The sequence below is a fragment of the Streptococcus entericus DSM 14446 genome (assembly GCF_000380025.1).
In the GTDB taxonomy this organism is placed as follows: Bacteria; Bacillota; Bacilli; order Lactobacillales; family Streptococcaceae; genus Streptococcus; species Streptococcus entericus.
Genome location: NZ_KB904178.1, coordinates 97364 through 123626, shown reverse-complemented (window position 1 = coordinate 123626; position 26263 = coordinate 97364). Strand labels below are relative to the sequence as shown.

At 45.5% G+C, this 26263-nt stretch carries 25 protein-coding genes; 18 read left to right on the top strand and 7 right to left on the bottom strand.

Annotated elements, in window-relative coordinates:
- The first annotated feature begins 153 nt into the window (after positions 1-153).
- The 13 genes from cdaA to A3GW_RS0107425 all read left to right on the top strand — a co-directional run bounded on the left by cdaA (position 154) and on the right by A3GW_RS0107425 (position 12812).
- Positions 154-1002, top strand: coding sequence for a diadenylate cyclase CdaA (gene cdaA / locus A3GW_RS0107485; RefSeq protein ID WP_018368670.1), 849 nt, complete (start codon positions 154-156; stop codon positions 1000-1002).
- Position 1003: 1 nt separating this feature from the next.
- A complete protein-coding gene (locus A3GW_RS0107480) occupies positions 1004-1966 on the top strand; it encodes a CdaR family protein (protein WP_018368669.1) in 963 nt (320 codons plus the stop codon).
- 87 nt (positions 1967-2053) lie between these two features.
- Positions 2054-3406: a phosphoglucosamine mutase gene (gene glmM / locus A3GW_RS0107475; protein ID WP_018368668.1), complete on the top strand. Its 1353-nt coding sequence runs from the start codon at positions 2054-2056 to the stop codon at positions 3404-3406.
- Positions 3407-3731: 325 nt separating this feature from the next.
- Positions 3732-4868 (top strand): radical SAM family heme chaperone HemW, encoded by a 1137-nt coding sequence (hemW, locus tag A3GW_RS0107470; protein ID WP_018368667.1) that lies wholly within the window; start codon positions 3732-3734, stop codon positions 4866-4868.
- Entirely contained in the window at positions 4869-5606 is a 738-nt protein-coding gene (locus tag A3GW_RS0107465) for an acyl-ACP thioesterase domain-containing protein (protein ID WP_018368666.1), read from the top strand.
- The gene (locus tag A3GW_RS0107460; protein WP_018368665.1) at positions 5596-6216 is read left to right on the top strand and encodes an NUDIX hydrolase N-terminal domain-containing protein; all 621 of its coding nucleotides are present in this window, start codon (positions 5596-5598) and stop codon (positions 6214-6216) included. The genes A3GW_RS0107465 and A3GW_RS0107460 overlap by 11 nt, the downstream gene beginning before the upstream one ends.
- A gap of 10 nt (positions 6217-6226) precedes the next feature.
- Complete coding sequence (locus A3GW_RS0107455; RefSeq protein ID WP_018368664.1) at positions 6227-6595, top strand: hypothetical protein; 369 nt, start codon at positions 6227-6229, stop codon at positions 6593-6595.
- Between the two features lie 15 nt (positions 6596-6610).
- Positions 6611-7177, top strand: a complete 567-nt coding sequence (locus A3GW_RS0107450; protein ID WP_026216647.1) for a nucleotidyltransferase family protein — start codon at positions 6611-6613, stop codon at positions 7175-7177.
- A 202-nt stretch (positions 7178-7379) separates the two neighbouring features.
- On the top strand, positions 7380-8153 hold the full coding sequence (locus A3GW_RS0107445; protein WP_018368662.1) for a TIGR01457 family HAD-type hydrolase: 774 nt from the start codon (positions 7380-7382) through the stop codon (positions 8151-8153).
- Complete coding sequence (locus tag A3GW_RS0107440) at positions 8143-8775, top strand: TIGR01906 family membrane protein (protein ID WP_018368661.1); 633 nt, start codon at positions 8143-8145, stop codon at positions 8773-8775. The genes A3GW_RS0107445 and A3GW_RS0107440 overlap by 11 nt, the downstream gene beginning before the upstream one ends.
- A 98-nt stretch (positions 8776-8873) precedes the next feature.
- On the top strand, positions 8874-10022 hold the full coding sequence (locus A3GW_RS0107435; RefSeq protein ID WP_026216646.1) for a cysteine desulfurase family protein: 1149 nt from the start codon (positions 8874-8876) through the stop codon (positions 10020-10022).
- 22 nt (positions 10023-10044) lie between these two features.
- Positions 10045-11259 carry a tRNA uracil 4-sulfurtransferase ThiI gene (gene thiI, locus A3GW_RS0107430; RefSeq protein ID WP_018368659.1) on the top strand — a complete coding sequence of 405 codons (1215 nt, stop codon included), beginning with the start codon at positions 10045-10047 and terminating at the stop codon, positions 11257-11259.
- The gene (locus A3GW_RS0107425) at positions 11259-12812 is read left to right on the top strand and encodes a glycosyltransferase family protein (protein WP_018368658.1); all 1554 of its coding nucleotides are present in this window, start codon (positions 11259-11261) and stop codon (positions 12810-12812) included. The genes thiI and A3GW_RS0107425 overlap by 1 nt, the downstream gene beginning before the upstream one ends.
- 17 nt (positions 12813-12829) lie before the next feature.
- On the opposite strand, the gene yidC is transcribed toward A3GW_RS0107425, so the two are convergent.
- Both yidC and A3GW_RS0107415 read right to left on the bottom strand, forming a co-directional pair.
- Positions 12830-13768 carry a membrane protein insertase YidC gene (gene yidC, locus A3GW_RS0107420; protein WP_018368657.1) on the bottom strand — a complete coding sequence of 313 codons (939 nt, stop codon included), beginning with the start codon at positions 13766-13768 and terminating at the stop codon, positions 12830-12832.
- 100 nt (positions 13769-13868) lie between these two features.
- Entirely contained in the window at positions 13869-14147 is a 279-nt protein-coding gene (locus tag A3GW_RS0107415; RefSeq protein ID WP_018368656.1) for an acylphosphatase, read from the bottom strand.
- A gap of 98 nt (positions 14148-14245) precedes the next feature.
- Between A3GW_RS0107415 and A3GW_RS0107410 the strand changes: the two genes are divergently transcribed.
- From A3GW_RS0107410 to greA, 5 genes are all read left to right on the top strand, one after another.
- The gene (locus A3GW_RS0107410) at positions 14246-17311 is read left to right on the top strand and encodes a pilus expression-regulating Snf2 family helicase (RefSeq protein ID WP_018368655.1); all 3066 of its coding nucleotides are present in this window, start codon (positions 14246-14248) and stop codon (positions 17309-17311) included.
- Positions 17312-17627: 316 nt separating this feature from the next.
- Positions 17628-18212 carry a divisome accessory protein ZapJ gene (locus A3GW_RS0107405; RefSeq protein WP_018368654.1) on the top strand — a complete coding sequence of 195 codons (585 nt, stop codon included), beginning with the start codon at positions 17628-17630 and terminating at the stop codon, positions 18210-18212.
- Between the two features lie 10 nt (positions 18213-18222).
- Positions 18223-19554, top strand: coding sequence for a UDP-N-acetylmuramate--L-alanine ligase (gene murC, locus A3GW_RS0107400; protein WP_018368653.1), 1332 nt, complete (start codon positions 18223-18225; stop codon positions 19552-19554).
- Positions 19555-19627: 73 nt separating this feature from the next.
- Positions 19628-21424 carry an endolytic transglycosylase MltG gene (mltG, locus tag A3GW_RS0107395; protein WP_018368652.1) on the top strand — a complete coding sequence of 599 codons (1797 nt, stop codon included), beginning with the start codon at positions 19628-19630 and terminating at the stop codon, positions 21422-21424.
- 63 nt (positions 21425-21487) lie between these two features.
- The gene (gene greA / locus A3GW_RS0107390; protein WP_018368651.1) at positions 21488-21970 is read left to right on the top strand and encodes a transcription elongation factor GreA; all 483 of its coding nucleotides are present in this window, start codon (positions 21488-21490) and stop codon (positions 21968-21970) included.
- Between the two features lie 228 nt (positions 21971-22198).
- On the opposite strand, the gene A3GW_RS0107385 is transcribed toward greA, so the two are convergent.
- The 5 genes from A3GW_RS0107385 to A3GW_RS0107365 all read right to left on the bottom strand — a co-directional run bounded on the left by A3GW_RS0107385 (position 22199) and on the right by A3GW_RS0107365 (position 26109).
- Positions 22199-22501, bottom strand: a complete 303-nt coding sequence (locus tag A3GW_RS0107385; protein ID WP_018368650.1) for a hypothetical protein — start codon at positions 22499-22501, stop codon at positions 22199-22201.
- Between the two features lie 137 nt (positions 22502-22638).
- Complete coding sequence (locus A3GW_RS0107380) at positions 22639-24066, bottom strand: NADP-dependent glyceraldehyde-3-phosphate dehydrogenase (protein ID WP_026216643.1); 1428 nt, start codon at positions 24064-24066, stop codon at positions 22639-22641.
- A gap of 60 nt (positions 24067-24126) precedes the next feature.
- The gene (locus A3GW_RS0107375; RefSeq protein WP_018368648.1) at positions 24127-24396 is read right to left on the bottom strand and encodes a GIY-YIG nuclease family protein; all 270 of its coding nucleotides are present in this window, start codon (positions 24394-24396) and stop codon (positions 24127-24129) included.
- Positions 24386-25132 (bottom strand): tRNA1(Val) (adenine(37)-N6)-methyltransferase, encoded by a 747-nt coding sequence (locus A3GW_RS0107370; RefSeq protein WP_018368647.1) that lies wholly within the window; start codon positions 25130-25132, stop codon positions 24386-24388. The genes A3GW_RS0107375 and A3GW_RS0107370 overlap by 11 nt, the downstream gene beginning before the upstream one ends.
- Positions 25132-26109 carry a polysaccharide deacetylase family protein gene (locus tag A3GW_RS0107365; protein WP_018368646.1) on the bottom strand — a complete coding sequence of 326 codons (978 nt, stop codon included), beginning with the start codon at positions 26107-26109 and terminating at the stop codon, positions 25132-25134. The genes A3GW_RS0107370 and A3GW_RS0107365 overlap by 1 nt, the downstream gene beginning before the upstream one ends.
- Positions 26110-26263: the final 154 nt, after the last annotated feature.

The following is a 26263-nucleotide window of genomic DNA, read 5'->3' as shown; positions in this document are numbered from 1 at the left end:
ACAATGTCTCGAAAATTGATGTTCTGAGAATCTTTGAAAAGCACTTGTAACAGATGTACAGTTGCCAGTGCCTTTTCTTATTCTTCTGTCGCGATGACAAGCCAGCCCAGCTGGTTTTTTTGTGTCGGTTATGGTATAATGAAACAACAGAAGATGGACGGGGGGAATGGTTTGATAGATCAACAATTATTAGAAAGTTTGTTTGCCAGCCCGTGGGAAATTATTATCAATCTTGTTGACCTTTTTTTGGTCACTTGGTTGATTTATCGATTTATTAGAGCTTTAGCTGGCACAAAAATCATGTCGCTGGTTCAGGGTGTCGGTCTTTTTATCCTTTTGCGATTTGTCGCGGAATTGTTGGATTTGACAACGATTACTTATCTGATGAATCAGGTGACGACCTACGGTGTGATTGCGGGTGTTGTCATTTTTGCTCCTGAGATTAGGAGCTTTCTTGAAAAATTTGGCAGAACACCTCAATCCCTGCTTAAACAACAGACAGTTAGCCATGAGGAAAATTTAGTGACGGCTGTCATCAGTGCTGTCAAGTACATGGCACCCAGACGTATTGGTGGCTTGATAGTGATTGAGCGCACCCAAACCTTACAAGAATATATTGCAACAGGCATTTCTTTAGATGCAGATATTTCCAGTCAGCTCTTGATCAACATTTTTATTCCCAATACACCGCTTCACGATGGGGCTGTGATCATTAGAGAAAATAAGATTGCTTCTGCGTCATCCTACCTACCCTTGTCTGATTCCTCTTACATTGCTAAAGAATTTGGAACCAGGCACAGAGCAGCGATTGGTCTATCTGAGGTCTCAGATGCGATGACCGTCGTGGTATCAGAGGAAACAGGAGGCATATCCCTCACCTACAAGGATGTCTTTACGCATGATATGACCTGGGAAGAGTTGGAAGATGTGCTCCGCGAAAAATTAGTTACACCACCAGAAACTACCAATTTCTGGACAACAGTTATCAAGGGAGGGCGATGAGATGAGAAATTGGTTTACTCTAAAACGTTCTGGCTTGGCAGTTGTTTCTTTAGTTTTTGCTCTGCTATTATTTTTAACTGCAAAAACAGTTGCCTATAATGGCAGCAGCAATCGTATCAACCTGTTAACTGAAACCTACACGCATACTTTAGAAAATGTTCCGATTGATATCAAATACAATAGCGATGAGTATTTTATCAGCGGCTACTCCTACGAAGCAGAAGTTTATTTGGCATCGACCAATCGTGTCAAATTAGATTCTGAAATCAACCCAGATACACGGCAATTTAAGGTTGTTGCTGATTTAACCAAACTGACTGAAGGCACCACTAAAGTGAGCTTGGATGTGAGGGATTTACCCAGCGATGTGACCGCTGAAGTTCGACCAGCAACCATGACTGTTACGCTCGGTAAACGGGTGACAAAAAATTTCCCTGTCGAAGCAGTGGTTAATGAGGAACGGGTGATGCCAGGTTATGTATACGAGTCAGCTAGTCTGGATGTTTCTGATGTTGCAGTCACCAGTGATGAAAACACAATTGGTCAGATTGCTCGTGTGATTGCTAGCCTGCCTGATGAGACAAGCCTATCAAAAGACCAAGTTAAAGAATCGGTCACCTTGCAAGCTGTTTCTGAGCAAGGCACGATTTTGCCGGCAATTATCACCCCTGCGAAAGCGGAATTAACAGTTAATTTGCGAAAATTAACCAAAACAGTTCCTTTGGTTGTTGAGCTAACTGGGCAACTGGATAGTAGTCTGTCTCATATCAATTATGAATTAGGGTTCAGTGAGGTGATTATTTCAGGCAGTCAGGAAGCCTTAGATGAGACAGATCGCGTTTTAGTAACGATTGATATTTCTGATATCAAGAAAGATACGCGAAAAACCTTAACCTTATCTGCTGAAGGGGTCAAAGTAACGCCAGAAGTTATCGACGTTAAACTGAAAGTGACCAAAAAGTAGTGATCAAACCTTTCCATAACAAATATGGCATGAGTTAGGAAACAAAAAACAAAAAGAAAGTGAGAAGCGGGTTACCGCATAAGAAAAATGGGAAAATATTTTGGAACGGATGGCGTCCGTGGAGAAGCAAACGTTGAATTGACACCAGAATTGGCCTTCAAACTAGGTCGCTTTGGTGGCTATGTCCTCAGTCAGCACGAAGAAGGGCAACCAAAGGTCTTTGTCGCACGTGATACCCGTATCTCAGGGGAAATGTTGGAGGCCGCTTTGGTGGCTGGGCTTCTTTCAGTTGGTATCGAGGTTTACCAGCTGGGCGTCTTAGCCACGCCGGGAGTGTCTTATCTGGTTCGGACGGAAAATGCTAGCGCTGGTGTCATGATTTCAGCCAGTCATAACCCTGCTCAAGACAATGGTATCAAGTTCTTTGGGTCAGACGGTTTCAAACTGGCTGATGAAACGGAGCTTGAAATTGAAGCACTCTTGGACACTCCAAACGATGACCTCCCACGACCGTCAGCTGAGGGTCTTGGGACCTTAGTGGCTTATCCAGAGGGCTTGCGAAAGTACGAAAAATTCTTAGTTTCTACTGGAGCCGATTTGGCTGGTATGAAGGTGACCTTGGATGCCGCCCACGGGGCAGCCTACTCATCGGCTCGTTCGATTTTCCTTGACTTAAATGCGGAAATCACTGTTATTGGTGATCAGCCTGATGGGCTTAACATCAACGATGGTGTCGGCTCAACTCACCCAGAAAAGCTTCAGCAAACGGTTCGTGAGACAGGCTCTGCTATTGGTCTTGCCTTTGACGGTGATAGCGATCGCTTGATTGCGGTTGATGAAAACGGCGATATTGTAGATGGTGATAAAATTATGTTTATCATCGGGAAATACCTAGCGGAGAAGGGTCAGTTAGCCCAAAACACAATTGTGACGACCGTGATGAGTAATCTTGGTTTCCATAAGGCTTTGGAACGTGAAGGTATTGACAAAGCGGTGACCGCTGTTGGTGACCGTTATGTGGTTGAAGAAATGCGTCGCGGTGGTTATAACTTGGGCGGTGAGCAGTCTGGACATGTCATTATCATGGATTATAACACCACGGGTGATGGACAGTTGACTGCCATCCAGCTGACTAAAATCATGGCTGAAACAGGCAAATCCTTGTCCGAATTAGCCAGTCAAGTTGATATTTTCCCGCAGAAATTGGTTAATATCCGTGTGGATAATAGTATGAAAGACAAGGCGATGGAAGTGCCTGCTATTGCCACCATTATCACCAAGATGGAAGAAGAAATGGCAGGTAATGGACGGATTTTGGTGCGTCCGAGTGGGACTGAGCCCCTGCTTCGTGTCATGGCGGAGGCGCCGACTGATGAGTTGGTGAACTACTATGTGGATACCATCGCTGATGTTGTACGTGCGGAGATTGGGTTGGAGTAATTCAAAAATGAGGCTGGGACTTTTGTTCCAGCCTCAAATTTCAAACGTTAATCAGTCACTTCTCTGACTATTTGAGCGATGCGGAAGTGGGCTAAAAAGGTCTGGGAGACCTTTTTAATCGGGAAATGACACTTGCGGCGCAAGTGTCAAAAATAGTCCAATGGACTGTTTCAGCCTGAAGCCTAAAATTAGGGAGGTGAGGGACAATCGCATTCTAAAGAATTACCGATTTTTGTCTCACGTTCCTTCTCTTTTTCTTATCAGCTCTTCAGTGAGTTGAGAATTTAGCTCTGCGATTTTTCCAAAAAAGTGGTACAATAAAAAAATGAACAAACCGACGTCTGCCTATGTGCATATCCCTTTTTGTACTCAGATTTGTTATTACTGTGACTTTTCTAAGGTGTTTATCCAGAATCAGCCTGTGGACGACTATCTGCGGGCTCTTGTGCGCGAGTTTGAGAGTTACGACATCAAGCATCTCCGAACCCTTTATATGGGTGGTGGTACACCGACAGCTATCACTGCTCAGCAGCTGGACTATGTTTTGACGGAGCTGACCAAGCACTTGGACTTGTCCATGCTGGAGGAATTTACCATTGAGGCTAATCCTGGTGACTTGGATGCGGATAAAATCGCTGTGCTGAAGCATTCGGCAGTTAATCGGGTCTCTTTGGGCGTTCAGACTTTCAACAACAAACACCTGAAAAAAATCGGTCGTAGCCATAATGAAGCCCAGATTTATGAAAGTATTGACAGTTTGAAGGCGGCTGGGTTTGATAACATCTCTATCGATTTGATTTATGCCCTGCCTGGTCAGACCTTAGACGATGTCAAGGAAAATGTGGCCAAGGCTTTGGCATTGGACATCCCTCACCTTAGTCTTTACAGCTTGATACTGGAGCACCACACTGTCTTTATGAACAAAATGCGTCGTGGCAAGCTCAATCTACCGACTGAGGATACCGAAGCAGAGATGTTTGATTATATTTTATCAGAACTGAAGAAGGCAGGCTTTGACCATTACGAGATTGCCAATTTTGCCAAGCCTGGTTTTGAGAGCAAACACAATCTGGTCTACTGGGACAATGATGAGTACTTCGGTTGTGGGGCTGGGGCGTCTGGCTATTTGGACGGTATCCGTTACCGTAATCGAGGTCCAATTCAGCATTATTTGAAAGCTGTGGCTGAGGGTAACGCTAGACTGTCGGAGGAGGTCTTAACCAAAACCGAGCAGATGGAGGAGGAATTTTTCCTCGGATTGCGTAAAAAAACTGGCGTCTCCATTTCCCGTTTCGAGCGTAAGTTTGAGACTAGTTTTGAAACCATCTACGGTCAGGTGGTCCGTGACTTGCAGATGGAAGGACTGGTTCAACTAGATGGTGACCGTCTGCGCATGACCCAGAAAGGGCTCTTTCTGGGTGATACCGTAGCAGAACGCTTTATTTTAGACAAGGAGGACTAGATGGGAAAAATTTATAGACAAGAGCACACCATTCCCTTTTACGAGGCGGATGTGACCAGCAAGGTCAAGCTGTCTCATCTGGTTAATAAATCTCTGGAAGTTTCAGGCTGGCAGGCCCATAGTCTGGGTTGGAGTGATCAACGGATTTTAGATGAATACGGTCTGATTTGGGTAGTGACAGACTACCAGTTTACGATTGAGCGTCTGCCTGTCTTTGCGGAGAACATCACCATCGAGACAGAGGCAGTCAGCTACAACAAGCTCTTTTGCTATCGGGAGTTTCGGATTTTTGACGAGACTGGTCAGTTGCTGGTGTCTCTCTTATGTAGTTTTGTCCTCATGGATGCCCAGACCCGTAAGGTTCATGCTGTGATTGACGAGGTGGTTGCACCCTTTGGAGCTGACAAAATCAAGGCTATTCGTCGTGGGGAAAAAATGGCAGAGCTGACCGACCCTGTGGTTACAGATAGACAAGTCACCTATTTTGACTTAGATATGAATGGTCATGTCAACAACAGCAAGTACATTGATTGGTTTATCGAAAGTCTGGGACGAGAATTTCTGAACGAACATACTCCTAAGCGTCTTATCATCAAGTACAGCAAGGAAGTCCATTATGGCAAGAACGTGCAAGTGGCTAGCCAGTTGACAAACTTAACCAGTCGTCATGATTTGCTAACAGAAGACGGTCTGTCAACACAGGCTATGATAGACTGGGAGGTGCGTGATGACCAGTGAGGACAAGTGGTTAAGCTGGGCAGTGCGCTTGCAGGCCTTGGCACAAAATGGTCTGGCTTATACAACCAACGATTTTGACAAGGAACGGTTTGAGGAAATCCGTCAGATGGCAGCAGAGATGTTGGTTGAGCCGTCAGGTCAACCGTTAGAGGTGGTAAGGGATCTTTTTGCCAGCGAGACAGGATACCAGACCCCCAAGCTTGATACCCGCGCAGCTATTTTCCAAGAGGGGAAAATCTTGCTGGTGCAGGAAGCAGATGGGCTATGGAGTTTGCCAGGAGGCTGGTGCGATGTGAATCAGTCGCCCATGGACAACACGGTCAAGGAAGCCAAAGAAGAGGCAGGACTAGATGTGGTCGCCTACCGATTGGTTGCAGTGCTTGATAAGCACAAGAACCAACCTAGCCGATCAGCTCACCATGTGACCAAGATCTTTTTCCTCTGCAAGAGTTTGGGTGGTCAGTTTGTCGCCAACAGCGAAACTTTGGCTAGTGGCTACTTTGCCCTAGATGACTTGCCAAATCTTTCGGTCAATAAGACCACCGCAGAGCAGATCGCCCTCTGTTATGAAGCTCATCAGGCGGATCACTGGGAAACGGTGTTTGATTGAGGAGGAATGAATGATTTGGGTAAAGGGTGTTGAACTTATCGGTGGTGACCCAGAGGGAGGTGCAGAGGTCTGGTTGACGGATGGGACATTTGTTTGCTGCTGCTTTGCCTGGCCTTATTATGGTAAAATCGGGGATGTCTACGATGATGGTCCAATCACATGGTTGATGACGGATGACGTTGAACGCAGCGATGTTGATTTTCCCATTCTAAAGCATCTCGGTAACTGGGAACATTTTGTTGTCGGCAAGCTAGTAGATCGGCACAAAGAACTGATTCAGGTGGGGGAGTTTTTATTTGATATGGAAGACACCATTCCAAAGGACATACAGGAAGGTGAGTATCTTGAATTTAAGGCTGACCGACCCGATATATATTAATCAGAAAAGGGGAAAATGATGACACCAAAAGAACTAACTGTCCTTTTGTTATCAGACGAGGAGATGAGGTGTGTTTTGCGGGCAATAGCAGAGCTGGGGTTGCCAGATTGCTGGCTGGCAGCTGGTGCAGTTCGCAACGCGATGTGGAACCATTTGAGCGGTCGTCCTCTCTTTGACAGGGAGACAGACTTGGATGTTGTCTTTTTTGACCCTAAAGGGACTCAGGAAGAAGTCAATCACCTGCAAGCCCAGTTGCACACCCGCTACCCAGCCTATCACTGGGAGGTCAAAAATCAAGCCTTCATGCACCAGCATAGTCCCCACACAGCCCCTTATCAGAGCAGCTGTGATGCTATCAGTAAGTACCCCGAACGCTGTACAGCGATTGCGGTGCGGTTATTGGAGGGTGACTTAGAGATTTTTGCTCCCTATGGGTTAGAAGATATAGTGAACTTTATGGTCAGACCAACTCCGCATTTTGTGGCTCACCCAGAGCGTCTAGCACTGTATCGCCAGCGTGTATCCTCAAAAAATTGGACAGATAAATGGCCTCAGCTACAGGTAGAGTTGGAAAATCATTAACAAACTAGGTTGTCTGTTGGTTGAGCGTTGGTTGTGATGATTAAACCAGTTTCATATACCTTAGCAGTGATTGATAGTTACCCCTCCTTGGTTCAGATGACATTCTGGCAGTATGAATTTACTAATCGACTTCTGCACCAAACGAGTTAATAACCGACTGGGCAGCTCTGCGATGATACCATAGAAAAAAGAAAGGAAGACCATGACCTATAAAGGCTATTTGATTGATTTGGATGGAACGATTTATCGAGGTAAGGAGAGGATTCCTGCTGGTGAGGCTTTTGTCCGCCAGTTGCAAGAGCGAGGGATTCCCCACCTTTTTGTGACCAATAACACCACCCGTCCGCCTGAGGCGGTACAGGCACTATTGCGCGACCAGTGTGAGCTGGAGGTAGATGTGGCACAAATCTACACGGCAAGCCTGGCGACAGTTGACTACATGAATGAGCTGGGCAAGGACAAGACGGTCTATGTTATCGGCGAAGCAGGTCTCAAACAAGCGATTTTTGAGGCAGGTTACGTGGAGGAAACGGAAGCGCCAGCCTACGTGGTTGTCGGACTGGATACAGAGTTAACCTATGACAAGCTGGTGACGGCGACCTTAGCCATTCAAAAGGGAGCAACCTTTATCGGAACTAACCCTGACCTTAATATTCCAACTGAACGTGGGCTCTTGCCGGGCGGTGGGACGATCACCCGCCTTCTGGAGTTAGCAACTCGTGTTGAGGCAACCTTTGTTGGTAAGCCACATGCGATTATCATGAACAGAGCCCTGGCGCGTCTCGGAGTGGCGAGAGAAGAAGCCATCGTTGTCGGTGATAATTACTTGACCGATATTCGGGCGGGGATTGATCATGGTATTGATACTTTGCTGGTGTTGACAGGCTTCACCAAGCCTGAGGAGGTGGCTGATTTGCCACTGGCACCGACCTATGTCCTCAATAGTTTAGCGGAGTGGGATTTTGATGAGAACTAGAGGACAAGTATTTATTGGTCTATTATGGTTGCTGGCGCTTATGGTGCTCTTAACCATTGGCTTAGCTTGGGTGCTTTATCCCTTAGCGATTAAGCAGTTTGAGTTGACCTCAGTAGTTGCCCTGTCTGAGCAGGAACTCTTGGGAAATTTTAACCAGTTGATGACCTATTTGCTTCACCCCTTGAAGCAGGAACTTGTCATGGCTGATTTTCCTGTGTCTGCTAGCGGTGCCAAGCATTTTGCAGATGTTAAACACTTGTTCTTGCTGGCAGAAGCAGTCTTTATCGGTTTAGCTTATCCTGCGGTGCGCTTTTTCTCCCAAGCAATGCGTGATAGGGAACTGATTTTTTATCGACAGATCTTTTTGGGAGCTATGCTTTTTCCTGTGCTTATCGCAGGGCTGGGTATGGTTGTTGGATTTGAAACTTTTTTCACTCTTTTTCATACCTTGCTCTTTCCTGGAGACAGTTCTTGGTTGTTTAACCCTACGACTGATCCAGTGATTTTGGTGCTACCCGCCGAGTTTTTCCTGGCTTGTTTTATCCTCTTTTTTCTGATTTACCAAGGTCTTATGGGGATGTTGCTACTGTTGAGCTACCGACAGTCGGCCTCTAACGGCTAGAGAACAGGTTCTGCTTTATTCAGGCTGATAGAAGAGGAGGAACCGTGCTGGCTCCTTTTAACAGTCCATCTTTAATTTTGATAGAAACGAGTGACGACGTGATTTATTTTGACAATGCCGCGACGACCCAGCCCTATCCCGAGGCGCTGGCGACTTATCAGCAGGTCGCGACTAAGATTTTCGGGAACCCCTCTAGCCTTCATGGTCTGGGCGGTCAGGCGACGCGGTTGCTTGAGGCGTCAAGACGCCAAATAGCCGAGCTGTTAGGCTGTTTGCCAGAGGAGATTTTTTTCACTTCTGGAGGGACGGAGAGTGATAACTGGGCCATCAAGGGGACTGCCCTTGAAAAGAGCAGTTTTGGGAAGCACCTCATCGTGTCTAGTGTAGAACACCCTGCGGTGCGGACCTCAGCCAAATGGCTGGAAACCTTGGGCTTTGAGGTGAGCTATGCCCCTGTGGACAAGGCTGGATTGATTGACCTCTCAGCCCTTTCAACCCTTATCAGACCGGATACTATTTTGGTATCCGTCATGGCAGTTAACAATGAAATTGGAGCTATCCAACCCATCTCAGCCATCTCCGACCTTTTGGCGGATAAGCCAGGGATTACCTTTCATGTGGATGCCGTGCAGGCGGTTGGCAAGCGTGATATGGCTGATGTGCTGACAGACCGTGTGGACTTGGCCTCTTTCTCCAGTCATAAATTTCACGGTTTACGTGGTGTCGGATGGCTCTATAAAAAGTCTGGTAAGCGGATTGCACCGCTTTTAACAGGCGGTGGTCAGGAGAGTGACCTGCGTTCAACGACGGAAAACCTGCCAGCCATCGCAGCGACAGCTAAAGCTCTGCGATTGACCCTGGAAAATGACCATGACCAGCGTGTCAAGGTGCGTGCGATGAGAGACGTCCTGCATAGCGCTTTGAGCCAGTTTGAGGATGTTCGTCTCTTTTCAGGGACAGATGAGCGGTTTTCACCGTCCATCATCACCTTTGGCATCAAGGGGGTTCGTGGCGAAGTCACGGTTCATGCCTTTGAAGAACATGAAATTTACCTATCGACGACCTCAGCCTGCTCCTCCAAGGCTGGTCAGCCAGCTGGGACCCTGATTGCTATGGGTGTGCCTGTTCGAGACGCCCAGACCGCTGTCCGTATTAGTCTCGATACCCACAACGACATGGGGCAAGTGGAGCAATTTTTGACCATTTTCAAACAGATTTACGATAAGACCAAGAAAGTGAGACGCTAAGCCGTCCAAGTAAAGGAGACACATGCAGTATCAAGAAATCATGATTCGCTTTGGTGAGTTGTCCACCAAGGGCAAAAACAAGATGCGTTTCATCAACAAACTTCGTAAGAACATCGCTGATGTTCTGTCCGTGTACCCGGAGGTTGTGGTCAAGGCTGACCGTGACCGTGGGCACGTTTACCTCAATGGGACAGCTTACGAGCCTGTGGCTGAATCGCTCAAACAGATTTTCGGCATCCAGGCCTTTTCCCCTGTCTACAAGGTCGAGAAATCCGTTTCAGCTCTCAAAGACGCCGTCGTCGCTATCATGACAGGCCTTTACCGTGAGGGCATGACCTTTAAGATTGCCAGCAAGCGCAGTGACCACAGTTTTGAACTGGATAGTTATGGGCTCAATCTGGCTCTGGGAGATGCCGTTTATACCGCTCTGCCATCCATCAAAGCCCAAATGAAACACCCCGATGTGACCCTCAAGGTGGAAATCCGCGAGGAAGCGGCCTACATCTCTCATGAGGAAGTCAAGGGAGCTGGCGGTTTGCCTGTGGGGACATCGCCCAAGGGCATGCTCATGCTGTCGGGCGGGATTGACTCCCCTGTGGCGGGCTATCTGGCGCTCAAGCGGGGGGTGGAGATTGAGGCGGTTCACTTTGCCAGTCCACCCTACACCAGCCCAGGTGCGCTCAAGAAAGCGCACGACTTGACGCGCAAGCTGACCAAGTTCGGTGGCAACATCACCTTTATTGAAGTGCCGTTTACAGAGATTCAGGAGGAAATTAAGGACAAGGCACCCGAAGCCTACCTGATGACCCTGACCCGTCGATTTATGATGCGGATTACCGACCGTATTCGTGAGGTGCGTGGTGGTATGGTCATCATCAATGGGGAAAGTCTGGGACAGGTGGCCAGTCAGACTCTGGAGAGCATGGTCGCCATCAACGCCGTGACCAATACGCCTGTTATCCGTCCTGTTGTGACCATGGACAAGCTGGAAATCATCGAATTGGCGCAAAAAATCGACACTTTTGATATTTCTATCCAGCCCTTTGAAGATTGCTGTACTATTTTCGCTCCAGACCGTCCAAAGACCAATCCCAAACTCAAAAATGCCGAGCAGTATGAGGCACGTCTGGATGTCAATGGTCTGGTCGAGCGTGCAGTGGCTGGGATTAAGTTGACTACCATCACACCTCAAGTGGAAAAAGACGAGATGGCTGATTTGATTGAGGAACTGTTGTAATGTGGCAGAGCTTTAATCGTTATGTGGCTAGGCTCATTCAAGCAGTCATTATTGGCATATCTGCTCTTCTCTTATTCTATTTGTCTGTCCAGCTCCTACGACTTCAAGCCTATATGCCTTTGACCCGTTTGGAGGATATGATTTTCATTCGACAACAACCAAGTGTGTTGATTGAGGTGGGTGTAGGTTTGCTTCTTTTGATTGCTCTAGCGCCTTTGCTCAAAAAGATACCACCCCATCATCTATTTTTTGGGTGTGCGCTCCTCTATCTACTAGCTGGATATGGTTTGATTAGCCATGTCGATTCAGTAATTCGGGCTGATGCCAAACGAGTTTTTGAAGCCGCTTTTGCTATGAACCAAGGGGACTTTTCTTCTCTTACCAAGCAAGGGGCTTACCTCTACCTACACCCTCATCAACTGGGGCTAGTTACTTTGGAAAGATTTTATCTCTTATTTTCATCTAGCCCACGTTTTATTTTCGGAATCAATCTCATCTTAGTGCTAGCGACCCTTGGGCTTCAAGCTGCAATTTGCCATAAGCTTTATCACAAGGGTCTTGTGACAAATTATCTGATACTCTTGTCCTTTGCCTTTTTGCCCCAGTTTTTCTTTATTCTGTTTGCTTATGGGGCAATACCTGGCGCATTTCTCATTGTGCTTGCAACCTATTTTTTCCTCAAAGACCAGCAATCTCATCGTCTAATTTGGGCAATTTTAGGCATTTTGATGGCAGTCTTTGCTGGAATCGTTAGGAATAACTATCAAATCTTCTTGATTGCCTTGCTCATTCTGTGGCTGATGGCCTATGGTAAAACTCTTAGCAAACGTTACCTCAAATTACCGCTTGCTCTGCTGGTCAGTTTTTTTCTACTAAGCAAATTGCTAACCTTTTCTTATGAAACGGCGATTGGTCAGCCCTTATCTCCAGGGGTTCCAAAACTAGCCTATGTCACGATGGGCTTGCAAGAAGACCCCAAGGGTGCTGTTGGTGGCTGGTGGAATACTTATAACACAAACTTATTAAAAAAAGTCGGCTATGATCAAACATTAGCAAAAGAAAAAGCTCAAACGGATTTGAAACAAGCCTTTGGTCGGCTGGCATCTGATGCTGGTTATGCTTCAAAATTTTTTAGAGACAAATTTCACTCGACCTGGTTAGACCCGACCTTCCAGTCAATTTGGACAGGACCCTTAACGGTACGTGGTCAGTATACCCATACGTCCTTGCTAAAAAGCATTTATGAGGAGGGCACTGGCTATGCCGTGCTGAATCGTTTGGGAGGGGTCTGGTTGTGGCTGGTCTACAGTCTGGCAGCTGTTTATTGGCTATGTCGCTCACGGCAGACAGCAGGTAGATCCCTTCGTCTCTTTGAGTACCTTCCCTTCCTCTTTTTTATTGGCGGTGTTCTTTTTCACCTCATCTGGGAGACAAAAAGTCAGTATGTTCTCGTCTATGTTTCCTTGTTAACCCAACCTGCAGCTTATAGTTTAGGTCACATAGCAGAGCGACTGATGCGTAAAGTTAAAAAAATATCAAAAAAACTGGACTAAATATCCAGTTTTTTATACTATGAGCGGCGTTTTTGCTTACCAGCATTACGCTTTTTATTGTCCACATTAGCAGTGATAGCTTTAGGGGCTTCTTTGCTATCTTTTGATGGTGTAGCTGGCTTTGCTGTTTTGGGCTTGTAGGCTTTCGGAGGATTGAGTCGGTATTCTTCTTCGACTTTAGCTCTTAGGCGTGGCTTGATTATATAGGTAACCAGAAGTTGTTGGAAAATAGCAATTACACCACCGACTAACCAGTAGAGAAGGACCCCAGCAGGAGACGTAAAACCGAATCCAACCATCATGATTGGCATCATGTACATGGTTGTTTTCATTTGAGCTTTTTGCTCTTCAGGAACAGTTGCTAGAGACAGATGAGCTTGCAAAAGGTAAAGTGCGGCGATGATTGCGGTCAAAATCAGGTCTGGCTGATCCAAGCGGAACCAGAGGAAACTCGTGCCACTGATGCCTTCTGTATAGCGTGCAGCATAGAAGAGGGCAGAGAAGAATGGCATTTGAATCAGAATCGGTAAGCATCCCATGCCGCCAAAGAGACTGAGACCGTATTCTTTGTTTAACGCCATGATTTCGGTCTGGATGGCCAACTTTTCATCGTTGGTCTCAGCCTCTCTTAGGCGCTTGTTTAATGGCTCAAAAACATGGCTAAAGTAGTTACGTTTCTCAGCCTGATAAGTGGCTTGCCAAGACTGATAAAGTCCAAGAGGCAAGATGATCAAGACACGCACCAAGATGGTCACAAGGATAATCGCAATCCCAAAACCGAGTGCCTTATCAACCGCAAAATAGCGGATAACATCTCCCATTGGGGCAACGAGATAATTCCAAATCGGATCATCCTTAGTAGGGACGCCATTCACAGTGTTGACACACCCAGCTAGGAGCATAAGTAGGCTCAGGCTTAAACCCGAGAGTAAGAGTCGATGTTTTTTCAAAATCATGTATTCCTTTGCTTTTTTGTGATACCATAACATTCTACCTTTTTTTGAAAAAATTCTCAACAGTTTAGGTAGTATTTCGTCAGTTTGTGACGAGGGACACTCAGTTACTCACTCGAAAATCGCTATAATCTGAAAAAGCGACAGGTGTGACATCGACATAAGTTACCTTAGCAAAGCGTGAAGGATTGTTTCTAATCCCGTGAATAAATCGCTGTAATTCGTGATGTTCTTCAGCCTGAGCGAGAATTTCGACAGTACCATCGTCATTATTCCAGACCCGCCCATAAATACCGCCAATTTCCATGGCTAGCGCCTGAGTGGCATAACGAAACCCAACCCCCTGCACCCGACCTGCTACAAGTAATCTGACCTTTTGCATCTTGCTCTCCTTTAAAAAAAAATCTTTTATCAAGGTTAGTTTACCATAAAATGGTCGAATTTGTGATATAATAGATAATTAAGTTTTTGGAGGTCAAGATGGCAAAGTTGATGCCAAGCTGGGTCAGACAAGAAGGGGTCGCCCTTTATCAAACTGGTCAAGTTCAGCTACAGGATAGTAATGAACAAAGCCATCAACTGATGGTGGGAGATGCTGAGGTAACTTACGCTGATGATGACTACCTCAATCATTGTAATTGTGATTTCTTTGCGACTAAAGGGTATTGCGCTCATTTGGCAGGTGCGGAGCATTTTGTGAAACACCATCTACTATCTGAAGCGGCACCCAAAGTTGAGGAGACTGCTCAGCAGAGCCGTTCAGAGTATCTTTTTGCCAGTCGTTTTTTAGATGAATTAGAGGAACTTCCGCATGAAGAGAATAAGTATTGCTTGTCAGTCATCGGAGAGCGGCCGTATGGTCAGCAGTTGCTATGGACGCTTAAAATTCAGCGCTTACCCGACCAGCGCTCCTATGTGATTCGTGATATTCCAGCTTTTCTCAGTCTGGTGCGTGATCAAAAACATTACCAAATCGGTAAGAATTACTATGAGCAACTAAGCACGGGCTGGTTTGATTCAGCCAGCCAAGAAGTGTTGCGCTTTTTAAATCGCCTGGCCTCCAGTGACAGTTCAACGTTCTTCCCAACCTATGGTCGCCATCTTTTTTTGCCGGGTGGATTTTTTGCAGAAGGGCTAGAGGTACTTGGAAAACTATCTTCCTTTTCATTAACCCTCTTAGCAGGTCAAGAGTTAACGCAACCTAGCTTGAAGCCTTTGGCAGCTGAGCATGAGCTCTTTCAATTCGAGGTTAGGTTAGAGCTTGATCATATAGGACTGGTCATCAAAGAACGCTATGATCTTTCCCTATTTGAGGGACAGTACCTTTATCGTGAGGGTGTTTTTTACGCCTTAACTGATAGTCAGCAACGCCTGTTCAAGGCGCTTAGCAGTTTACCTATCGGAGCAGACTGGCATAAAACCTTGATTATGGATTTGACCGAGCAAGGACGACTGGCAGAACATTTATTTGATTTTTCAACCTTGGGACCTGTCCAGGCACCGCTCTCATTTGCTATTAAAGATTTTGAACCAGAATTTATCATCACTCAAGAGGATCATCAACTGAGACTAGACCTTGTTCTACACTATGATGAGCTAGTAGTCAAGGAACAATCTGAGTTTATGGCTCTGCCATTTACCAGTCACCCTAAAAAGAAGCGAGAGATTGATAGAACATTGGTGAGGCTAGGCTTTGCGCCAACTTTTAGCAGTTATCGAGCTCTGCCCAGACAAGCTGAACTTTATCAATTTTTTGAACAAGAACTACCGCAGTTGCGCCGCTTGGGGCAGGTGACCTTGTCACCAGATGTTGAGGCCTTGTGGCAGGTGGTTAGACCACGTATTGCTTTGGAGAGGGCTGGTGGTTTGCTAGAGGTCAATTTTGATTTTTCTGACCTTAGCCCGACTGACATTGAACAGGCGGTCATCAGTCTTCAAGAGCAAGAGCCTTATTTTATTAGCCGTTCGGGTCAAGTGGTGGTATTCGACGATGAGATTAAGCGGATTTCACAGACGTTGTTAAATTTGCGGGCTAAGCACCTTGATAAGAGCCGGTTTCAAGTGTCTAACCTTGCTAGTTTTCAACTTAAAGATGCCTTGTCCAGTTATGATAAGGTCACTTTTTCTGATGAATTGCAAGCCATGACGACTCATCTTTCGCATCCTGAAACTTTTGAGTTGGGAGAACTTCCTATTTCTGCGACCTTACGAGGGTATCAGCAACGTGGCGTGCAGTGGCTGTCTGTTTTGGATCATTATGGTTTTGGCGGTGTTTTAGCTGATGACATGGGACTTGGCAAGACCTTGCAGACCATTGCTTTCTTGTCGAGACAGCTGTGTGCTGGTCAGCGTGCACTCATTTTAGCGCCTTCTAGTTTGGTTTATAACTGGCAGGAAGAGTTTGCCAAGTTTTTGCCGGAGGTAGCCGTCAGTGTGGTTCAGGGGACTAAGGCTCAGAGAGAAGCCAGCATCAGACAGCAGGATGCTGTGCTGTTGACCTCCTATCATAGTTTTCGTCAGGACTTGCTGACTTATCAGGACTATCATTTTGACTACTTGATTTTAGATGAAGCACAGGTCTTGAAAAATAGTCAAACCAAGATTGCGCAAGCCCTGAGAGACTTTCCGGTTTCGAGGTGCTTTGCCCTGTCTGGCACACCGATTGAAAACCGCTTGTTAGAAATCTGGTCGATATTTCAGATTGTTTTACCTGGCTTATTTACAAGTAAGACCCAATTTAATCAGCTGTCTGCACAGGCAGTCGCACGCATCATTCGTCCGTTTTTGCTACGTCGTCGGAAAGAAGAGGTTCTTCCTGAATTGCCAGATATGACTGAAATCACCTATCATAACGACATGAGTGATGGTCAGAAAACCATTTATCTGGCACAGCTGGAACGCATGCAGCAGAGGGTGCTTCAAACCAGCCAGGCAGAATTTGCTAGAGATAAAATTGAGATTTTATCAGGAATTACACGGTTGAGGCAAATCTGCAATACGCCGCAGCTGTTCATGCCTTACGAAGGAAGTAGTGGCAAGCTTGATGGGCTTAGAGACTTACTGGTCCAACTCAAAGAGAACGGACATAGGGTCTTAATCTTTTCTCAATTCAGAGGCATGTTGACCTTGATTGAAGAGCAATTACAAGAACTAGGTCTGAGCAACTACATTCTGACAGGGTCAACGCCACCAAGGGAACGTCAAGAAATGACGACCGCATTTAATAAAGGCAGTCGGGATGTGTTTCTGATGTCATTAAAGGCTGGTGGTGTTGGTCTCAACCTCACTGGTGCAGACACAGTTATCCTTGTTGATCTGTGGTGGAATCCTGCCGTCGAACTACAAGCGATTGGGCGGGCACATCGGCTGGGACAAGATAAACCTGTTCAAGTCTATCGTCTGATTACCAAAGGAAGCATTGAAGAAAAAATTCTGGCTCTGCAAGATAACAAGCGCCATTTAATCAAAGATGTTCTGGACGGGGATGTGCCAAAATCTAGTTTGACACTTGCTGAAATCAAGGAAATTTTAGGCATTTCGGAATAAGTAGTCTTTGAAAAAAAATCTATTTTACGGTATAATGTGGTGTTGGAGGATAGGAGGCTGAGACAAAAGTCCTAACTTTTCAATTGATTTTTAATTTTCAAGCAGGGCGCAGTGGTTGAGTGGGCTAATTCGCTGATTTTATCAGCTGAACAGCCCTGACGATTGTGGCGAGCCTTGCTCGCTCTATCCACAATCTCAAACAGCCATCTTTAGGCTGTTTGAGCTGTGCGGAGGTGGGTTAACGGCTCATCGAATTTTGATGAATTACCGATTTTTGTTCCACTCTCTGACCTTGCTTATGAAAGGAGCCCAGTGCATGACTAGACCACGGCACTTATTTCCTCTTGTGGCTGATGACGAGCCTGTTATCAAGCTTGCTCGGGTGATGTCCCTGTATGAGAACGAGGATTTGATTACAAATATTAAAGGCAATTATCAAGATAAAATTTATGCTGATGAGGTGGAAACTGCTGGTGAGCCTGCTGGAGTAGCTGACACGCCTCCAACTACTCAGCCGGTTTTTGAGCCGGCAGAAAAAGGGCGTCAAGAAGCACGAGCAGACCTTAAGAAAAAGCGACAAGCCCTGCTGACACGTGAAACGCCCATTATTCCAAAATCAAAAGAGCCAGTGTCCTCTCGCTCACAAGCGCGAGTTTCTACGAACAAACCCATAAAGGGCTGGGGCGACTATGCTAAAGCCCTTAGACAAGATGCCTACATCTTAGCAGAGTTACCACAACTCTACCAAGAACCTGTTAATGCTTCAGCAAAAGAACCTAAAAAGAACAATTATGACTTCTTGAAACGGAGTCAAATCTACAATCAGGATGCCATTCAACGTCAAAAGGAACAGCGTGTGGCCCAAGAACTAAACCTGTCCCGTCTTGAAGGACAAAACTGAGGAGAATTAAATGACAAAAACCTATCATTTTATTGGGATTAAGGGCTCAGGAATGAGCGCTCTAGCACTGATGTTGCATCAGATGGGGCATGACGTGCAAGGAAGTGATGTTGATCAGTATTACTTTACCCAGCGTGACCTTGAATTGGCTGGCGTTAAGATTTTGCCCTTTTCGACAGATAATATCCGGCCCGATGTGACGCTCATTGCAGGAAATGCTTTTAGGCCAGATAACAATATTGAAGTAGCTTATGCCTTGGAACAGGGCATTCCATTTCAACGTTACCATGAATTTTTAGGCGAGCTCATGACTCAGTTTACCAGTTTTGGTGTGGCAGGTGCTCATGGCAAAACCTCAACGACGGGTCTTCTAGCCCATGTGATGCGCCATATCACAGATACCAGTTATTTGATTGGTGATGGAACAGGTCGTGGTTCTGAGCAAAGTTCTTATTTTGTGTTTGAATCTGATGAGTATGAAAGGCATTTTGCGCCTTATTATCCCGCCTATTCGATTATTACTAATATAGATTTTGACCATCCTGATTATTTCACCAGCGTTGATGATGTCTTTAACGCGTTTAACGACTATGCTAAACAGGTCAGCAAGGGACTGTTTCTCTACGGTGGTGATAAGTACCTCAGACAAATAGAAGCAACCGCACCGATTTATTATTACGGTTTTGAGCCAGCGGATGATTTCCAAGCTGTCGATATTTTGCGGACAACAGAAGGCTCAGACTTCCGAGTGCTCTATCGCGGCGAGGACTTAGGTATCTTCCACATGCCTGCTTATGGCAGCCATAATATTTTAAACGCTCTTGCGGTTATTGGCAATCTCTATATTGCAGGGTTTAGTATGGAGTTGGTGCGTGAGCATATCCGTACCTTTGCTGGCGTCAAACGTCGCTTTACTGAGAAAAGAATCGATGACACAGTGATTATTGATGATTTTGCCCATCACCCGACAGAGATTATTGCAACCCTTGATGCTGCACGCCAGAAATACCCAGAAAAAGAAATTGTTGCTGTTTTTCAACCGCATACCTTCACTCGAACCATCGCACTCCTAGATGATTTTGCCATAGCATTGAATGAAGCGGATAGTGTTTATCTGGCTCAGATTTATGGCTCGGCTCGCGAAGTGGATAAGGGTGAGGTCAAGGTTGAAGATTTGGCTAATCGGATCACCAAACCTGCTAGTGTCATTACTGTCGAAAACGTTTCACCTTTGTTAGATCATCAAAATGCCGTCTATGTCTTTATGGGAGCTGGTGATATTCAGTCCTACGAGCAATCTTTTGAACAGTTATTGTCTAATCTAACACGAAATAACCAATAAAGTAAGCGATAACTTGAAATTTATAGTTAATTCAGTTATAATAGTATGATGATAAACACAAGGAGGTTCTGCCGTGACAGATATCTTTAATGATGACGACCGTCCAAATGCCACTCACGATAAAACATTCAAGGAAAAAATTCTAGAGGACTTGCGCCAAGCGTCTCGTCAGCGTGAAGAACGATTAGCTCAGGAAGAGAAAGCTCGTCAGGAAGCTGCTTTGGCAGCAAGACAAGCAGAAGAAGCTAGGCTAGAAGCCGAACGTCTGGCTCTTTTAGCTGAAGAGAACGCCAAACAGCAAGCAGCTTTGGAGGCTGAGTTGGCTCGTCGTGAGCAAGATGCTACATTGGAGACGGAGCCATTAGTTGACCAAGATAAGGCTATACCTGATGAACCAATCGAACAATTATCTCCTGAAGAAGATGTTCTTGAAGCTGAACGCGAAGTTATTCGACGTGAGTTAGAGCGCGATGATAGTCTATCAGAGACTGCCATTCCAGATTTCTCTGAGACAGCTCCGATTGATTTGGAATCTCTCCGAGAAACCACATTTAATGATTTTGGCGATACCGTCATCATCGAACAAGCTAGTTTGAGTGGTTTAGAGCCAGTTGCAGAAGAAACTGACCATCGTCCGGAAGTCCTTCCTTTTGATCAGGATCTCTTTGCTGATAATCCAGTTGATGACGACTACGAGGACTACATTGTTGCGGATGATGCTTTTAGACAACAGAAACGTCAGAAAAATAGTTCTCTGGCAAAGAAAATTTCACTAATTTTGGGAACAACGATTGTTGTCTTGCTCCTGGTGACAGCTTTCTTTGGCTACCGCTATGTGTCTAGTGCTGTAGGACCATTGGATAAGACAGCAACTGATTACGTGCAAGTGGAGATTCCATCAGGATCTAGCAACCGCCAAATTGGTCAAATTTTGGAAGAAAATGGTTTGATTAAAAGTAGTACAATTTTTAATTACTATACAAAGTTCAAAAACTATTCAAACTTCCAGAGTGGCTATTACAACCTTCAAAAGAGCATGTCACTTGATGATATTTCAAAATTACTCCAAGAAGGGGGAACACCAGAGCCAGTTTTACCAGCACTTGGAAAAATTGTCATTCCAGAAGGCTATACATTGACCCAAATTGCTAAAGCTGTTGCTCTAAACGGTGCAACAGATGATAAAACGGATAAGTCACCATTCTCAGAAGAAGACTTCCTTGCCCTCGTGCAAAATCCAGAGGTCATCGCTCGAATGGTTGAGAAATATCCAAATCTTCTGGGTAGCCTACCAGATGCCTCATTAGTGAAGTTCCAATTAGAAGGTTACCTCTTCCCAGCAACCTACTCTTATTATGAGACAACGACATTAGAAGGACTCTTAGATGAGATGCTGGCAGCTATGGATAATAATTTGGCTCCTCATTATGCAACCATTGCTGAGAAAGGTATGACAGTTAATGAGGTTCTGACCCTAGCATCGCTGGTTGAAAAAGAAGGCTCTTCAGATGATGATCGTCAGAAGATTGCTAGTGTTTTCTACAATCGTTTGGCCATTGATATGCCGTTACAGAGTAATATTGCCATCTTGTATGCAATGGATAAGCTAGGTGATAAGACAACCTTAGCTGAGGATACAGCCATTGATACGGCGATTGACTCCCCATACAACATTTATGCTAATGTTGGCCTAATGCCAGGTGCAGTGGATAGCCCGAGTTTGAAAGCCATCCAAGCGACCATCATGCCCGCTCAAACCGATTACCTCTATTTTGTGGCTGACGTGACAACTGGCAAGGTTTACTATGCAGAAACCTTTGAAGACCATGAAGCTAACGTTGAAAAATACGTTAACAGCAAATTACCGTAATAAAAGTAACAAACTTGATGTGTTCGCACGTCAAGTTTGGTGTTGATATAGAAAGTGAAAGTTATGGCTGAAAAAACATATCCGATGACCTTAGCTGAAAAAGAACAGCTAGAAAAAGAACTAGAGGAACTGATCCTTGTCCGTCGTCCAGAAGTTGTTGAGCGTTTGAAAATCGCTCGTTCTTATGGTGACCTTTCTGAAAACAGTGAATATGATGCAGCAAAAGATGAGCAAGCCTTTGTCGAAGGGCAAATCTCTATGCTTGAGACCCAGATTCGTTTTGCAGTTATCATTGATAGTGATTCTATTGCAAAAGATGAAGTAGCTATAGGAAAAACGGTTGTTGTCAGAGAAATTGGAAGTAAGACAAAAGAAACTTATTCTATTGTTGGTTCAGCAGCAGCTGATGTTTTGGCGGGTAGAATTTCTAATGAGAGTCCATTTGCACAAGCTATTATCGGTAAGCGTTCAGGCGATACCGCAACGATTCTCGCCCCTACAGGCAGCTATGATGTTGAGATTCTAAAAGTGACAAAAACCAAGTAATAAAAATAGAGGCTGGACAAAAGTGAACTGCACCCCAAAAGTTGGACGGAAAAATCTAACTTTTTGGGGTGCTTTTCTTATGGCGTTAATTTATAAAGATAAACTAGACATTTATCAGCCTCGAAAACGGTTCTGGAAGAGCCCGTCTCAGCTCAAATTTAGGAAATTAAAAGGTGAGGGAAAATCGCATTCTGACGAATTACCGATTTCCGTCTCACTCTCTGTTTATTATAAGATAAAATACTCAATCTGAATATCTTGTTCAGGGTATGTTTGTGTGAGTTCAGTCGCGATATCATCATACATTTGTCGAAGTGTTGCGATTTTGTCTGGGAAATTGCTCCCCACATAGTGGAAGGTGCACTCGATGGTTAAAAAGAGTTCGTGAAACAGGGCGTTCATTTGTTCTAGTTTCTCAAGAAGTTCAGTGTTGCCTTGTAAAAAGCTAGGGGCTTCTTTGCGCTCCGTTGCAAAGGCATCAACAACTTTGACAGGAAAACTCCCGTACTCTAGGCTCAATTCATAGGTCATGCGTGGTCTCCTTTATCCGTTTTCATTATTTTACCATAAAATAGCAGAGCTAGCACAGGTGAGGTGCTGGCATTAGTATTTTTACAGAAAAAGGAAAGTTCCTACCGCTATGGGTAAAACCTTTCCTTTTTAAGTTATTATTCAATGTCAAACACAACTGATTTGAGAGTTGTCATGGCTTCGATAGAGTATTTCACCCCTTGAACCCCTGCACCTGATTTTTTAGCACCCAAGAATGGGAAGTTATCAGTTCCACGTTGCGTTTTGTTGTTGATATGAACGGTTCCGACTTCTAATTTCTCAGCGATAGAGAAGGCACGTGGGTAGTTACGTGTGAAGATAGACGCCTGCAAACCGTACTCAGACTGGTTGGAAATCTCGATTGCTTCTTCGATAGATTTGACACGCAAGAACGGCAGAACTGGGCCAAACGGCTCTTCCCAAGCCAAGCGCATATCAGTTGTCACCTTATCAAAGAGGATTGGGCAGATGAGATTGCCATCGCGTTTGATGTCTGTCAAGGCTGTTGCTCCCTTGTCCGCAGCGTCCTTAACCAAACCTTCAACAAAATCAGCAGCAGCGGTGTCAATCAATGGCGTGATATCCGCATCTTCTAACGGATCACCGATAGTCAATTTAAGCACTTGTTCACGCACCAATTCAGCCAACTCATCTGCAACGCTTTCCATAACAAGGACACGTTTCACCGCTGTACAACGTTGCCCTGAATAACCAAAGGCACCAGCAACGATGTTCTTAGCTGCCAAGGCAAGATCCGCATCTTCCAAGACGATAGCAGAGTCTTTACCGCCAAGTTCTAGCATGATTGGGCGCATACCCGCCAAGCGACCGATACGCTCACCGACTGGTGTTGAGCCTGTGAAGTTGATAAAGTTAACTGCTGGATGTTCAACGATGTAGTCACCGATGACAGAACCTTTACCAGTGATGGTATTGAAGACACCAGCTGGGATACCCGCTTCTACAAAGGCTTCAGCCAAAACAAGACCTGAAATAGACCCTTGGGTTGGTGGTTTGAAGGCAACCACGTTTCCTCCGATAAGCGCAGGGGCAATCTTAGAACCTGCTAAGTTGATAGGGTAGTTAAATGGCGAAATCGCTAAAACTAGACCAACAGGCTCGCGACGAACGACCGCAATTTTTTTCTTGCTGGCTGCTTCAAAGCTACCGCCTTCAAGCACTTCACCTGACAGGCGAACACCCTCTTCTGCGGCATAGCGAATAATATCTGCTGTACGAACAACTTCAGATACTGCTGATTTATAGCCTTTTGCTACTTCTTTAGCGAGGACCAGACCGATTTTTTCAGCATCACGCACCAAAATATCAGCGACTTTGTGCAGGTAAGCGGCACGTTCAACGTAAGACAGGGCACGCCATGCTGGCAAGGCAGCACGGGCAGAGGCGTAAACATGATCAACCTCTTCAGGTGTCATGGCTGGTACTGAACCAAGTTCTTCACCAGAAGCTGGGGCATAGATTTTAATCTCATTGGCGGATGTTTTCCATTCGCCATTGACGTAGTTTTTATACTGTGTCATAATAGTCTCCTTCTTTTTTATATACCCATTTTATCACTAGGAAAATTTTCCTGCAAGTTTCTGCTACGGTTTCCAAGTTTGCTCTTGATGAGCTAAGTATTTTAGCTTGGCTTGCCGTGTTTTGCGCTTAAAGAGTGCTTCAGCGGACTGGGCTTTTGACTTACTGTCAAAGCTTTCGTGATAGATGAGCTTGACGGGCAGGCGTGCTTTAGTGTATTTGGCGCCTTTGCCTGCGTTGTGGGCTTTGAGGCGACGGTCAAGGTCGGTCGTGTAGCCTGTGTAGAGGCTACCGTCAGCACATTCTAACACATACATGTAGGCTTTAGTGTCCATAGTAAATTGCTCGAATCTCATCAGTATAGTCACCATTGTCTTGATGAACAATCAGTGGTGGCAAAATCCGCATGCCCTCCAGCGAACCGTCTTTGATGGCCTCAATCAAGAGCATATTGGCTTCCTTGCCTGCTTTGGGGTAGATGAATTGAACACGTTTGGGAGCTAGTTTATACTGCTTGAGGGTATCAATAATCTCCAGAAAACGGTCTGGTCGATGGACTAGCGCCAGTCTGCCGTTGGATTTGAGGGCTTGTTGGCTGACCTTGCAAATCTCATCGAGGTTGGTGGTGATTTCATGACGGGCAAGCAGGTAGTGCTCGCTGAGGTTTTTTTTGGAGGTCTCTGTAGCTTTGAAATAGGGTGGATTGCAGACAATCAAATCAACCTGCGATGGTTTGATGTGTTGCGTCAGGTTTTTCAAGTCGTCATTAATCAGGCTGACTCGGTCGGTTAAATTGTTGAGTCGAATGGAGCGCTCAGCCATTTCCGCTAACCGCTCCTGCAACTCGACGAGGATAATCTGTGCCTGAGTTTGGGAGCTAGCAAAGAGACCAACTGCTCCGTTACCAGCGCAGAGGTCAACGATGAGGCCACGGCTGGGGAGTTTTGGGAAGCGTGAGAGGAGGACACTGTCCACCGAGTAGCTGAAGACGTCGCGGTTTTGGATGATTTTGACATCAGTAGAGAACAGCTGGTCGATACGTTCACCAGGCTGGATGGGGATAGTAGTCATTAGTGCAATACTCCAAACGTATAGCCATTATCCTTGTAATATTGGATAATGTGTGGCAGTGTTTCTAGGGTGAGGGTTTTATCTGGGGCATCGTGGAGAAGAACCACTTTTAACTGCTGGGGGGACTGTGGGTACTTTTCCAGTGATTTAGCGTGAAAGGCAATCATCTCATCAACAGTTTGAGGCCGACGATAAGTTGGTTCGGCATCCCCTAAACTGGCGTTCCAATCTAGCCAAGTCAGACCTAAATCTGCGAGGCGACTGTGAGCAGCATCAAGCCCTTGCCAAGATAAGGCTCCACCTGGGTAGCGCCAGACGTGCGTTTGGAATTTCATGCCCAGGACACGCTTAAGTGCCTTATCTGCTTGCTTGGCTTCAAAGGCGATTTGATCAACATTTGGGACACGACCAGGGTAGAGTAAGTCTAAATCGTGACTATAACTATGGAGTCCAATCGCGTGTCCTTCATTGATTTGTCTGCGATAGAGTTTTGCCTTATCTGGAGTGACCTCAGAACCAATTGGGAAAAAGGTCGCATGTACCTGATGCTCTTTAAGAAGATCTAAGACTCGTGGTGTTATGTCATGGTTTGCGCCGTCATCAATCGTGATAAAAACAAGCGGTTGACCATCATAAGGCTTATCTCCCTTGAGATAGGCCTGAATATCTTTGATATCATAAGCATAGTCGTTGGCAGCGTAATTATGGTTATGTTGTGGCATGAGTTGAGTGGGGTCAGAGACGGTTGGTGCTTCTGAACTGGAAGCAGATGTTTCTGTTCCTTCTGAACTGGAAATAGGTTCAGTTGATATTTCCGAGCTGGAAGAGGGTAGGTCTGCAGAGGTACGGGAATTTACAACTGCTTGTTTGAAGAGTGCTGGTAGACTTTGCTGACGGGTGACAAGGAGATAGCTGATGGCAATAACACCAATAAGATTAAGGGTAATTAAGCTGAGTTGTAAACGAGAGAACTTCACAAGATATCGACCTTTCTAAAAATCTCTATTTTTCATTATACTCTATTCTGCTGGAAAAATCCAAGATTATTCTGGTCAAGTAAATGCTGCTGGCATGTTGAACGACGACCCGGACGAGGGATGATATCATCAAATCGTTCACGAAAAAGTTGGC